Consider the following 13,389-nt stretch of genomic DNA (forward strand, 5'->3'; position numbering starts at 1 on the left):
TGTGTTTTCAACAGGATTATTCACAACTACCAACAATGAGTTTAGCGGCTTTCAGACTAGCACCTTTTCCGCCTAACTTTTTCTCTAGCTCGTAATAGTCCATAAAGAGTGTTTTACGTTCATTTTCATCTAGAATTTTCACCAATTCTTTTTTAAGGCGTTTAGTATTTAAATCACCTTGAATCAATTCTGTAACCACCTCACGATCCATGATAAGATTGACTAGTGAAATAAACTTCAGTGTGATAATACGTTTGGCAATTTGGTAAGAAATCGCATTGGCTTTATAGCAAACCACTTGTGGGACTTTAAATAATGCTGCTTCTAAGGTTGCTGTGCCAGATGTTACCAAAGCTGCCGTCGAAACGCTCAGTAAATCGTATGTTTTATTTGAAATAAAAGCAACGTTGTCTTGTTGAATAAAGGGCTTGTAGAAGTCAAAATCCTGACTCGGAGCTCCTGCTATCACAAATTGATAATCTGGAAAATCATTAACTAGGCTTAACATGACCCCTAGCATTTTAGTGATTTCTTGTTTTCGACTACCTGGCAATAAGGCGATAATAGGTTTATGACTTAATCTATTGTTATTCCTGAACGTTTGTTCGTCAACTTGAACTCTGTCGGCAATAGCATCTATAAGTGGGTGGCCAACAAAATTTACGTCATAATTATAGGTGTTGTAAAAGTCTTTTTCAAATGGTAGTATGACATACATCGCATCAATATCACGTTTGATCTTTTCTATTCTATTTGCTCTAGAGGCCCAAACCTGAGGTGAAATGTAATAATGTGTACGATAGTGCTGTGCTTTTGCCCATTTGGCAATACGCAGGTTGAATCCCGAATTATCAATAAATACAATGACATCGGGTTTGTATGTGTCGATATCAGTTTTACAAAATGTAATAAGTCCTAAGATCTTTCTAAGGTTCATTATCACTTCAGCAAAACCCATAAACGACCGTTCTTTGTAGTGCTTCACTAAAGTGCCACCAACAGCTTGCATAAGATCGCCTCCCCAAAATCTAAATTCAGCATGTTTATCTACAACTTGTAATGCTTTCATTAAATTGGAACCATGCAAATCTCCTGAGGCTTCGCCAGCGATGATGTAATACTTCATAGTTACACAAATCTAACTATTATGGTGATAGCAGCGACAATTACCGTTGCAATAAGCACCCCTTTTGCTTTGGAATCTTCTTTTCTCTGTATGAATAGGAAAAAGACAGCTAAATTTAAAATAGCTCCCATACTCACCAATTTTGTTAATACACTGCTGTTGATGGCTACTTGTAAGGAATCAAACAATGAGTTGCCTTTTCCAAAAATAAGCAAGGTAATGATGAGCCCTAAACAACTCGCTAGAAGCCCTGCAACTAAGCCGAGAATAACCTCTTTATTTTTCATCGAAATTCCAAGTATTTAAATGTTGTATACTATGATGAGCTGTGAGATCGAATTGAACAGGAACTACCGAAACATATCCATTTTCTAGAGCCCATTCATCGGTATCTTCACCCTTATCTAGGTTGATAAACTTACCAGTTAACCAATAATAATCTTTACCATAAGGGGTTTGACGCTTATCAAACTCTTCCTCCCAGTTGGCTTTAGCTTGCCTGCAAATTTTAATGCCTTTCATATCTTTTTTTTCTAAGTTAGGAAAGTTGACATTTAAAACGGTACCGTGATCTAAACCTTGTTCTAATACATTTTTAGCTATAGCTTTTACGTAGGATTTACAGTGGTCAAAATTGGCATTCCAATTATAATCACATAATGAAAATCCAATGGCAGGAATACCTTCAATACCTGCTTCAATTACGGCGCTCATAGTACCTGAGTAAATCACATTGATAGATGAATTAGAACCGTGATTAATTCCGGAAACGCAAAGATCTGGGCGTCTTTCAAGAATTTGTCTGATACCTAATTTTACGCAATCTGCTGGAGTTCCAGAGCAACTGTATTCTTCGATGGTATCATTTTCTGTGCTTATTTTGTCGAGGTGCAGTGTTGAGTTAATGGTTATGGCATGACCCATACCACTTTGAGGACTATCTGGAGCCACAACGACCACATCACCCAGTGTTTTCATAACATCGATTAAGGTCCTAACTCCAGGTGCGGTAATTCCATCATCATTGGTTACTAAAATTAGTGGCTTTTTAGACATAAATTCTTTCGTTTTATAGATTTACAAAAATACGCAAACGGGCTTGAAATTCCTATAAATAAGGGTTTAACAAAAAATTAGTAGCACTTGGTTTTATTGGCATGATTTTTTCAGTTACTTTAGTAGAAATTATACATTTTTAGCATTGACAGTCATGACTAAAAGAATTAATTTCTTGATAAATGCGTTTTACAATAAATAATATAACAGATATGATGAAGAGGAATTATAAACTGCTGCTTTTAGCTTTGCTTTTAGCATTTGCCTCCTGCAGTTTTACAACGAAAAAGTTCGAAGATCCAAATAAAGATAAGCTACTAATTCAGCTCATAACCTATGTGCTCGAGCAAGGTCATTTTAATCCACAAGAATTAAATGATGACTTCTCGAGGAATGTATTTGAAGGCTATATAGATCAACTGGACCCTTTCAAACGCTATTTTTATAAATCGGATATTGAAGAGTTTGAAGCTTATAAAGATCAGTTAGATGATCAAATCAAAACTTATGATTTGACGTTTTTTAATCTAACACATGAGCGTTTGTTGAAGCGCATTGAAGAGTCTAAAAGCATGTATAAAAACGTGTTGGCAGAGTCCTTTGATTTTTCAGTATCTGAAGAAATATCAACCGATTATGAGAAGTTGACCTATGTAACCTCTAAAAAGGAAATGAAAGAACGCTGGAGACAGCAGCTGAAGTTTTCAACCATAGCAAATTATGATGATTTAATAAGTGAGCAAGAAAGTGCTAGCAAAAATAATGTTTTGTCAAAAGGAATGAGTGATGCTGAATTAGAGAAACTAAATACTGCCAGTAAGAAAGAAACTAAATCATTACTTCAGTTAGAAGTCGAAGCACGAGAAGCTACGGAAAAATCACTTGATGAACTTTATGATTTTATTGATGATAGACAACGTAAAGATTGGTTTGCAGTTTATATTAATGCTATTGTTGCCGAGTTTGATCCGCATACAGATTATTTTGCACCAGAAGATAAAGATCGTTTTGATGTAACAATGTCAGGTAATTTTGAAGGGATTGGTGCGAGGCTTCAGAAAAAGATGGATGCCATCATCGTGAACGAAATTATAAGTGGTGGACCAGCTTGGAGACAGAATGAATTGGAAGTTGGAGATCAGATTGTAAAAGTGCGTCAAGAAAATGAAGAAGAACCGACTAATGTTGTAGGTATGCGACTTGACGATGCAATAAAGTTTATCAAGGGACCTAAAGGGACTAATGTCACTTTAACTTTGAAAAAAGTAGATGGTACAATAGAAGATATTACGATTACTAGAGATATTGTGGAACTCGAAGAAACCTATGCTAAATCATCGACAGTAATAAAAGATGATAAAAAGTTTGGAGTGATTAACTTACCTAAATTTTATGTCGATTTTCAAGATTACAGTAAACGAAATGCAGCCTCTGATATTAAGCTAGAATTAGAACGCTTAAAAGCAGAGGGTGTTGAAGGTATCGTTTTAGATCTGAGAAATAATGGTGGTGGTTCGCTTCAAACCGTTGTAGATATGGGTGGATTGTTTATAAAAGATGGCCCTATCGTTCAAGTAAAAACTGCTGGAGAACCAAAAGAAGTGTTATTAGATAGAGATAAGGACATCGTTTGGGATGGTCCATTAGTGATACTTGTGAATGAATTATCGGCATCGGCCTCTGAAATTTTAGCTGCGGCAATGCAAGACTATAAAAGAGCCATTGTAATAGGGAGTAAGCAAACGTATGGAAAAGGAACAGTTCAAAATGTATTGGATTTAAACCGAATGGTGAGACAAAATAGTAATGGAGATATGGGAGCTTTAAAGTTTACCACTCAAAAGTTCTACAGAATTAATGGAGGTTCTACACAACTTGAAGGCGTTAAGAGTGATGTTGTTGTGCCAGACCGCTATAGTTATATTGATATTGGAGAGAAAGATCAGGAAAATCCATTAGCATGGGATAAAATTGATCCAGTTGATTATGAACTCTGGGGAAGTTATTATGATTATGATACTACCATTTCAAAAAGTAAAGAACGCATGGCAAATAATGAACAACTTAAATTGATTGATGCTAATGCCCAATGGGTAAAGAAAATAAGAGATAGAGAAGTATATTCTTTAAACTATGAAGCCTATAAAAATGCTCTAAAAAGTAATGAAGAAGAATCTAAACGATTTGAGCAGCTTTCAGACTATAAAACCAACTTAACATTTCAATCACTTCCTTATGAGCTTAAGCTAATGCAACAAGATACAGTGCTTGGTGAGAAACGTCAACGCTGGCATACAAGTTTAAGTAAAGATGTTTATATTGAGGAAGCACTTAACGTGCTAAATGATCTTAAAATGACCTATGAAATAAAAAAAGTAGCCACGTCAGTAAAAAATTAAAATGAGTAAAACTAATGACTCGTTAACTAAATTAGCGCTCCGAAAGTTCAAAAAGAACTTTTGGGGCGTTTTGAGTTTTTGGTTAATAGTCGCTATTGGATTCTTATCATTATTTGCTTATGTCATTGCTCCAGATGACTCTCAAAACGCAAATCAAATGCATCTTTCTATTCATTCGCAACGACCAGGATTTAAAGCGCAAATACTTTATATCCCTTCAGAAATAAAAACAGATCAACACCTGCTCTCCAAGTGGCTGTTTGGGAAAAAATCAACAGATTTAGAGATTCCTATTTCAGATTTTACTGTAGAAAATAGGCATTTGGTATATACCGAGTTTGCTACTGATGGATTGGTTGGCGAGAATAAGTCGGTGAATTTAAATGTGTTTCCGAATGCTAATTATAAGCCATTTATCAAGGAAAAAACATTTCTTTTTGGCACCGATAAATACGGTAGAGATTTATTGAGTCGTATTTTAGTGGGTTCACGAATATCTTTTTCCATTGGGTTTATTGCTGTATTTATTTCGTTGGTGATAGGCATCTTTATGGGAAGTGTTGCAGGTTATTATGGTGGTAAAATAGATGCTTTTATTATGTGGATTATCAATGTCACTTGGTCCATACCAACCTTACTCTTGGTGATTGCTATCACATTAGCATTAGGTAAAGGGTTTTGGCAAGTATTTATCGCTGTTGGTCTCACCATGTGGGTTGAGGTAGCTAGAGTGGTTCGAGGTCAAATAATTAGTGCTAAAGAAATGCAATATGTGACTGCGGCAAAAGCTTTGGGTTATAATGACTATAGAATTATCACTAAGCATATTCTGCCAAATATAATGGCGCCAATCATTGTTATTTCTGCAGCTAATTTTGCAGCGGCAATTCTTATCGAAAGCGGATTGAGTTTTTTAGGAATAGGAGCTCAGCCACCTATGGCAAGTTGGGGAGCAATCATTAAAGACCATTATAATTATATTATTTTGGGAAAACCGTATTTAGCCTTAATACCAGGACTATGTATTATGCTACTAGTTATGGCATTCATGCTTATAGGCAATGCGCTTAGAGATGCGCTAGATGTAAAATCTTAAGGTGTTAACCAGTGAGAGAGGTCTCGGTTTGTAAGGGTCTCTATAGTTTTAATGTCTGCTTTAACCTGTTCTAAAATGTAGTTTTTCGTCGCTGCTGAAATTTGAGGTTTGTAATCTATGAAGTTAGTGTTGAAGTAGTTCTTAACAATTAATCCAATCTTTTTAAGTTTTAACCATGTCGTTTTCGGATTGTCATATTGATATGGTAATACACGTCTGTTAAAACTCTTATTTTGGTTAATGTCTTTTGCTTTGATTTCTATGGTATCGAGTTCTAAAAAACGACAGACAGTATGCAACACGTTTTGAGGATCATCAATAAAATCTTCAAAAAAAAGTAATAAAACATTCTCACGATTAAAACGCTCAATATATGGGTTGATTTGCATCGCATAGCGCGAAATATTCACATAACTTGGATTGGATACTATTGTGTTATTGATATCCGTTGAGGTCTCATAACCTCTGTTGTAAACATGAATATATTGTGAAATGATACGATCTATTGGATGCCTCATTATGTAAATGAGTTTCATGTCAGGATTATATTCATAAATATCATCATGAATATTGGCATTAAATAAGGGGTATTTCGTGTAATTTGTGGAGCCTTCACCATAAAGCTTGGCGTCTTTTTCGAATAAATTATGATAGTCGGAAATACGATTACGCCAGTCTTCGCGACTAAAAAATTGTGGCTCTTTTAGTGTGCTAAAACAGATATCCGGATGCTTTGATAAGGCATTGCTCAAGCTCGTTGTGGCTGATTTTGCGGCTCCGATAATTAAAAAATTGACTTTCAAATTTCTATGAATTAGCGCATAGCTCCAATTTCTGTATTGGTGTCAGCAATGAATTGTAACACATCGTCCCTTCCTATGGCTTTTGAAGAGGAGGTCACAAAGTAATTGGGAACTTCTTCCCAAGTCTTTAGTAGTTCTTGGCAATAAGATGCGACATTTCGCTCTATTGCCATAGGTTTTAATTTGTCGGCTTTGGTGAAAATAATAGAGAACGGGATTTGGCTTACTCCCAAATACTCCATAAATTCTAAATCTATTTTTTGCGGCTCATGTCTCACATCTACTAAAACAAATGCCATAACGAGTTGTTTTCGTTTTTCGAAATAGTTGGTGATAAACTTCTGAAATTTTCTTTTTGCTGTTTTGGAAACTTTAGCATAGCCATAACCAGGTAAATCCACTAAAAACCACTCTTTATTGATCATAAAATGATTGATAAGTTGTGTTTTCCCAGGGCGTCCCGAAGTCTTAGCCAAACTTTTATGATTGGTAAGCATATTAATTAATGAGGATTTTCCAACATTACTGCGCCCAATAAACGCGTACTCTGGAATCTGATGGCTCGGACATTTATCCACATCAGAATTACTTATAATAAATTCAGCAGTTTTTATAATCATAATAGTTCCAAAGTTACACTTTAATTAGAACTATAGCTTTTTGTCAATTAGCCATTTATGCAGAATCTGATTGAATTCCTCAGGATGCTCCATCATGGCCGCATGACCACATTTGTCAATCCAGAACAAATCAGAATTTGGTAATAATTGATTAAACTCTACAGCGACTTCTGGTGGTGTTACGGTGTCATTTTTGCCCCAGATAATACAAATAGGTAATACCATTTTTGGTAAATCTTTAGACATATTGTGTCTAATCGCACTTTTTGCAATAGCCAGAGTTTTTATAAGCTTGTTGCGATCGTTAACAGTTTCATAAACCTCGTCTACAATTTCTTTTGTGGCTACTTTTGGATCATAAAAAACTTCCTGTGCTTTTTTCTTTATAACCTCATAGTCACCGCGTTTTGTATAACCACCACCCATGGCACTTTCATAGAGTCCAGAACTGCCTGTAATGATAAGAGCTTTCACTTTTTCAGGATAAAGCTTAGTGTGATATAAACCGATGTGACCTCCGAGTGAGTTGCCAAGTAAAATGACCTCGTCAAAGCCCTTAAAATCAATGAAGTCGTGCAGATACTTCGCGAAACTTTTCACATTGGTCTTGAGTAATGACGTTGTATAAATAGGAAGTTCTGGTATTAAGACTTTATATCCGTTATTGCTAAAGAAATCCGTAACTGCATCAAAATTACTCAATCCACCCATCAGTCCATGAAGCACAATAATGGGAGTGCCTTCCCCTACTTCTATATAGCTATAATCTTTCTCTTTCTTTAAACGATGCGTCATGTACTAGTTAGTGATTTTTGGTCAAAAACAAATATAGTTAATTCCATTAAAATAAAAGCATATTATTTAGGGTCACACTTTAAAGTTTCATTCAAGATGTTAACAATGAATTAGGGATAAAGCATCAGTATTTTATAGGGTTGATTCTAAAGTTTTTATAAGGTTTTAATGAGGTGAATAGGTGCGCAAAAAACCTCTGAAACGGAAATTTATCAACAAAAGTGGGTTTAAGTGGTAAATTGTGGTAATATTTTCAATATATTTGAATCTTAATCGTTACAAGTACTAAATCAATCATTTTGAACCCATTAATCGGAACATACGAATGTAAAGTGGACGCCAAAGGAAGGCTCATGCTTCCTGCTGCTATCAAAAAGCAGTTGCATCCTGTCTTGCAAAATGGTTTCGTTTTGAAGCGTGCTGTATTTCAGCCTTGTTTGGAGTTGTACCCTATGAGTGAATGGGAGACGCTCATGCAAAAAGTGAATAAGCTTAATCGGTTTAAAAAGAAAAATAATGATTTTATACGTCGCTTTACTGCAGGATTAAAAGTCGTTGAAGTTGATGCGGCAGGACGATTATTAATCCCTAAAGATTTAGTGGCGTTCTCTGGTATTACCAAAGAAATTGTAGTGGCTTCTGCCATTAATATTATCGAAATCTGGGATAAAAATAAATATGAGTCGGCTATAGATGATGCAACTGGAGATTTTGCAGATCTAGCTGAAGAAGTGATGGGACAAGACGATGACGATGGAATATCATAATCCGGTTTTATTAAAAGAATCTGTTCAAGGTTTAAATATCAAGCCTGATGGAATTTACGTTGATGTCACCTTTGGAGGAGGAGGTCATAGTAAAGAAATTTTAAAACACTTAGGACCAAACGGAAAGTTATTTGCTTTTGATCAAGATAAAGACGCTCTTTTAAATACAATTGATGACGACCGCTTCACATTGATTAATGAAAATTTCAGATATGTAAAACGATTTCTGAGATTTTATGGTGTCAAACAGGTCGATGGTATTCTCGCAGATTTCGGGGTATCGTCTCATCAATTCGATGTGGCTGAGCGAGGGTTCTCTACGCGATTTGAGGCAGACCTAGATATGCGAATGAATCAAAGCAATAGATTATCTGCATATCACGTGATTAATGATTACGACGAAGAGCAAATCAAGCAGGTCCTATTTCAGTATGGCGAATTAAGACAGGCACCTGCAATGGCAAAAGTAATTGTAGAGACACGTCGTGAGGGTGATATTAAAACGAGTGAGCAATTAAAAGCGGCACTAAAAAAGTTTCTTAATCATAAAAAGGAAAATAAAGTGTTGGCTCAAATTTATCAGGCGATTCGAATAGAAGTGAATCAAGAGATAGAAGTACTCAAAGAGTTTTTGCAGCAAACGCCAGAAATATTGGTAAAAGGTGGGCGATTGAGTATGATATCTTATCACTCGCTTGAAGATAGATTGGTAAAACGATTTATACGTAACGGTCTTTTTGAGGGCGAACCTGTTCGCGATGTCTTTGGGAATTTTGAAGTGCCACTAAAAAAAGTTGGCGGTTTAATTGTTCCAGCGGCTGAAGAGATTGCAAAAAATAATAGAGCAAGAAGTGCGAAACTTCGAATTGCTGAAAAGATATAGTCAAACTAATAGTTGAATGGCTTCCTTTTTAGGGAAGATATCCGAAGGATAAAAGGGTAATGAAAAAAAACATTTACAGCATATTAAGAGGTAAATTTTTAGTCAGTGATGATTCGTTTAAAAACTGGAGAATTATCATTTTCATTTCAGTATTAGCCATTATAATGATTGCGAGTTCGCATAGTGCAGATCAAAAAGTCTATGAGATTGCAAAGCTTAAAAATGAAGCGAAAGAATATCGATCGGCATTTGTAGATGGTAGGTCAAAGTTGATGAGACTCAAAATGGAATCATCGATTATTAAAAAAGTAGCAGAAAAAGGAATCAAAATATCTGAGATTCCACCAAAAAAAATAACCGTAAAATCACAAAACTGATAAGTGGCAACCACCGAAACTAACATATTAAACAGATTGTATTTCGTAGCTGGCAGTATGTTTGTCTTCGCACTTGCTGTGGTATTTAAGTTGTGTAGTATTCAGTTTATTCAAGGGGATCAATACAGAAGTCTTGCTCAAGAACGTGTAGTGAAAAACGTTGAAATTCCTGCAAATAGAGGTAATGTATATTCTGCCGATGGGAGCTTGCTAGCAACCTCAATTCCTAAATATGATATTCGCATTGATGCGGTACAGCCAAAGCAAGAGGTATTTAATGAATTCATCAAGCCTCTAGGAGATTCATTGGCGAAATACTCAGGAAAAACATCAAGTTATCATCAAAATGTGATTAAGAAAGCTAGACTGGATAAAAACCGTTATTTCTTATTGGCTAGAAATATCAGCTATTCAGATTACATCAGGTTACGCAGTTTTCCCATATTAAAACTTGGTGCGATAAAGGGCGGGCTCATCGTAGAGCAAACTACAAGACGAGAACATCCAATGGGTGGAATAGCAGAGCGCACTATTGGTTATGAACGAACGGATGAAAACGGAAATGTGACACGACCAGGTATTGATGGTGCCTTTGGGGCGAAGTATTTAAGTGGTGTTAATGGTAAAAGACTCAAGCAGAAAATTGGTAATGGCCAATGGAAACCTATTGTGGATTATAATCAGGTGGAGCCTCAAGACGGGTATGATGTGTACACAACGATTGATGTTAATATACAAGATATCGCACACCATTCATTATTAGGTCAGTTAGAAAAATATGAAGCCGATCATGGCTGTGCTGTTGTAATGGATGTTAAAACAGGTGAAATCAAAGCGATTTCGAATTTAGGACGTAACAAGAATGGCAAGTATTACGAGCGTCTCAATTATGCCGTTGGTGAAAGTCATGAACCTGGATCTACGTTTAAGGTGATGGCCTTAATGGCAGCGTTAGAAGACAAAGTTATTGATACGTCCACCATAGTGGATACCAAAAAAGGGTCTAAGCGTTTCTACGGAAGAACCATAAGTGATTCTCGTGGACATGGTAAAATTTCAGCAGCGCGAGCACTAGAAGTGTCTTCAAATATCGGTTTGGCGACTATTATAGACGATAATTACGCTAAACAACCTAAAAAATTCATTAATAGATTAAAGGGCTGGAAGCTTCATGAACCTTTAGGGGTGTCAATCATTGGTGAAGGCATGCCTGACATTGCTGAGCCAGGTAAGGCGAATTGGAGTCGTAATGCCTTGCCATCAATGGCTTATGGGTACAATCTTAGAATGACACCGTTGCAAACACTCACCTTCTATAACGCTATTGCTAATGATGGTGAAATGGTGAAACCAAGATTTATAAAGGCTGTTAAGGAGTTTAGTAGAGAGATTGAGGTATTTGAAAAAGAAGTGATCAATCAAAAAATATGTTCTGATCAGACCTTAGGTGAGATTCGTGAGATATTAAAAGATGTTGTTGTTAGAGGAACAGGACAGGGAATGTATTCTGAAAATTTCTCAATGGCAGGAAAAACAGGAACGGCAAGAACAGACTATAATAATTATGAAGAATGGCTAAAAGACAGGAAATATGTGTCGTCTTTTGCGGGTTATTTTCCTGCAGATAACCCGAAGTATTCATGCATTGTAGTGATACATAAACCTAGTACAAAAGTGGGAATCTATGGGTCTGATGTTTCTGGACCAGTTTTCAAAAGAATTGCTCAAAAAATATATACTGAAACCCCTCTAATTGACCAAGTTGAATCGCTTGAGGTTGTCAATACTAGAGTGGAAGAAGCATTTGAGTCTTTTTATCAAACAGCTCAAACATATAAAACGATTATGCCAGACGTTGTTGGTCTTCCAGCCATGGATGCCTTGGCATTATTAGAAAATATGGGGCTTAAAGTGAAAATGGAAGGTGTTGGAACTATAAAGTCACAATCTATTACTAAAGGCATAAAAATAAAACCAAACCAAATTATTGTTTTAGGCACTTAATGATGCAATTAAAAGACATATTGTATAAGGTTACTATTAATGCTGTTAGCGGAAGTACAGGTGTATCTGTTAATGCCGTGCATTTTGATTCGCGTCAGGTATCTAAAGGGGATGTATTTGTAGCTATTAAAGGGGTTACAGTTGATGGTCATGAATTTATTGAAACCGCAATTGAAAAAGGGGCAATTGCCATCATTTGTGAAGTATTACCTTCTGAAATAAAGCATGGCATTACCTATATAGAAGTTGAAAAAGCAAGTCAAGCATTAGCTTTTATGGCTGCTAATTTTTATGGGAATCCATCCGAAAATTTACGATTGGTAGGGGTCACTGGCACAAATGGTAAGACTACAATTGTAACGCTGCTTTATCAGTTGTTTAAAAAAGCGGGCTTCAAGGTGGGTCTTTTGTCAACGGTCAAAATAATGGTCGATAATACCGAATATAAAGCCACACATACCACACCAGATTCTTTGACTATTAATAAGTACTTGAAACTTATGAATGACGCAGGCGTTGAATTCTGCTTTATGGAAGTAAGTTCTCATGGGATTCACCAACATCGAACAGATGGCCTATACTTTGAAGGCGGAATTTTCACCAACATTACTCATGACCATTTAGACTATCATAACACGTTTGCTGAATATAGAGATGTTAAGAAATCTTTTTTTGATCATCTCCCAAAACATGCATTTGCCTTGGTCAATATTGATGATAAAAATGGTTTGGTCATGATGCAAAACACACAGGCTAAAAAGTATACCTATGCGCTTAAAACCTATGCGGATTTTAGAGCACAGATATTAGAAAATGAATTTAGTGGCTTACTCTTAAAACTTAATGATAGTGAGTTATGGACGAGGCTAATTGGAAGTTTTAACGCTTATAATGTCACAGCAATATACGGTACAGCAGAATTGTTGGGGCTTGAAAAAGTTGAAATTCTAAGGCTGATAAGTGAATTAGAAAGTGTTAGCGGTCGTTTTCAATATCTCATTTCAGAAGAAAAAGTTACCGCTATTGTTGATTATGCACATACACCAGATGCTCTTAAAAATGTCTTAGAAACAGTTAATAGCATTCGAACAAAAAATGAACAACTGATTACTGTCATAGGGTGTGGTGGAGATAGAGATAAAACCAAGCGTCCAAAAATGGGGCATATCGCTTCTGCATTAAGTACTAAGGTAATTTTTACCAGTGATAACCCGAGAAGTGAGGTCCCTGAGGCCATAATAGAAGATATTGAAAAAGGGGTCGAACCTCAAAATTTCAAAAAAACCATGTCCATCGTTGATCGAAAGCAAGCCATTAAAACAGCTTGTCAATTGGCTAATCCCAATGACATCATTTTGATTGCGGGTAAAGGACATGAAACCTATCAAGAAATCAAAGGAGAGCGCTTTGATTTTGATGATTATAAACTAGTAGAGGAATTTTTAAAGCAGTTACAAAAGTAA

Annotated in this window: 13 protein-coding genes; 7 read left to right on the forward strand and 6 right to left on the reverse strand. The window is 36.0% G+C overall.

From position 1 onward, the window contains the following. Positions 1-16: 16 nt before the first annotated feature. The 3 genes from lpxB to surE are packed head-to-tail and all read right to left on the reverse strand — an operon-like array spanning position 17 to position 2,182. Positions 17-1,126 (reverse strand): lipid-A-disaccharide synthase, encoded by a 1,110-nt coding sequence (gene lpxB / locus BLT57_RS04540; RefSeq protein ID WP_091422900.1) that lies wholly within the window; start codon positions 1,124-1,126, stop codon positions 17-19. A 2-nt stretch (positions 1,127-1,128) separates the two neighbouring features. Then, complete coding sequence (locus tag BLT57_RS04545; protein WP_091422903.1) at positions 1,129-1,413, reverse strand: hypothetical protein; 285 nt, start codon at positions 1,411-1,413, stop codon at positions 1,129-1,131. Continuing rightward, complete coding sequence (gene surE / locus BLT57_RS04550) at positions 1,403-2,182, reverse strand: 5'/3'-nucleotidase SurE (protein WP_091422904.1); 780 nt, start codon at positions 2,180-2,182, stop codon at positions 1,403-1,405. Before surE ends, BLT57_RS04545 begins: the two co-directional genes overlap by 11 nt. 215 nt (positions 2,183-2,397) lie before the next feature. On the opposite strand from surE, the gene BLT57_RS04555 reads away from it, so the two are divergent. Further along, a complete protein-coding gene (locus BLT57_RS04555; RefSeq protein WP_091422906.1) occupies positions 2,398-4,581 on the forward strand; it encodes a carboxy terminal-processing peptidase in 2,184 nt (727 codons plus the stop codon). A 1-nt stretch (position 4,582) separates the two neighbouring features. Beyond that, positions 4,583-5,677, forward strand: a complete 1,095-nt coding sequence (locus BLT57_RS04560; RefSeq protein WP_091422909.1) for an ABC transporter permease — start codon at positions 4,583-4,585, stop codon at positions 5,675-5,677. Here BLT57_RS04560 and BLT57_RS04565 read toward each other — a convergent pair. Genes BLT57_RS04565 through BLT57_RS04575 form a run of 3 tightly spaced genes read right to left on the reverse strand, consistent with a single transcriptional unit; the run spans position 5,674 to position 7,895 of the window. Next, the gene (locus BLT57_RS04565; RefSeq protein ID WP_157717118.1) at positions 5,674-6,480 is read right to left on the reverse strand and encodes a sulfotransferase; all 807 of its coding nucleotides are present in this window, start codon (positions 6,478-6,480) and stop codon (positions 5,674-5,676) included. The two genes, BLT57_RS04560 and BLT57_RS04565, sit on opposite strands and share 4 nt — an antisense overlap. 11 nt (positions 6,481-6,491) lie before the next feature. After that, positions 6,492-7,100, reverse strand: coding sequence for a ribosome biogenesis GTP-binding protein YihA/YsxC (yihA, locus tag BLT57_RS04570; protein ID WP_091422913.1), 609 nt, complete (start codon positions 7,098-7,100; stop codon positions 6,492-6,494). Positions 7,101-7,130: 30 nt separating this feature from the next. Then, the gene (locus tag BLT57_RS04575; protein WP_091422915.1) at positions 7,131-7,895 is read right to left on the reverse strand and encodes an alpha/beta fold hydrolase; all 765 of its coding nucleotides are present in this window, start codon (positions 7,893-7,895) and stop codon (positions 7,131-7,133) included. 299 nt (positions 7,896-8,194) lie between these two features. Between BLT57_RS04575 and mraZ the strand changes: the two genes are divergently transcribed. The 5 genes from mraZ to BLT57_RS04600 are packed head-to-tail and all read left to right on the forward strand — an operon-like array spanning position 8,195 to position 13,389. Beyond that, positions 8,195-8,662 carry a division/cell wall cluster transcriptional repressor MraZ gene (gene mraZ / locus BLT57_RS04580; RefSeq protein WP_091422917.1) on the forward strand — a complete coding sequence of 156 codons (468 nt, stop codon included), beginning with the start codon at positions 8,195-8,197 and terminating at the stop codon, positions 8,660-8,662. Then, on the forward strand, positions 8,649-9,545 hold the full coding sequence (gene rsmH / locus BLT57_RS04585; RefSeq protein ID WP_091426659.1) for a 16S rRNA (cytosine(1402)-N(4))-methyltransferase RsmH: 897 nt from the start codon (positions 8,649-8,651) through the stop codon (positions 9,543-9,545). Before mraZ ends, rsmH begins: the two co-directional genes overlap by 14 nt. Before the next feature lie 59 nt (positions 9,546-9,604). Next, positions 9,605-9,922 carry an FtsL-like putative cell division protein gene (locus tag BLT57_RS04590; RefSeq protein WP_091422920.1) on the forward strand — a complete coding sequence of 106 codons (318 nt, stop codon included), beginning with the start codon at positions 9,605-9,607 and terminating at the stop codon, positions 9,920-9,922. Positions 9,923-9,979: 57 nt separating this feature from the next. Continuing rightward, entirely contained in the window at positions 9,980-11,926 is a 1,947-nt protein-coding gene (locus BLT57_RS04595; protein WP_091422923.1) for a penicillin-binding protein, read from the forward strand. After that, positions 11,926-13,389 carry a UDP-N-acetylmuramoyl-L-alanyl-D-glutamate--2,6-diaminopimelate ligase gene (locus BLT57_RS04600; RefSeq protein ID WP_091422926.1) on the forward strand — a complete coding sequence of 488 codons (1,464 nt, stop codon included), beginning with the start codon at positions 11,926-11,928 and terminating at the stop codon, positions 13,387-13,389. The genes BLT57_RS04595 and BLT57_RS04600 overlap by 1 nt, the downstream gene beginning before the upstream one ends.

The organism is Formosa sp. Hel1_31_208 (genome assembly GCF_900104785.1).
In the GTDB taxonomy this organism is placed as follows: Bacteria; Bacteroidota; Bacteroidia; order Flavobacteriales; family Flavobacteriaceae; genus Psychroserpens.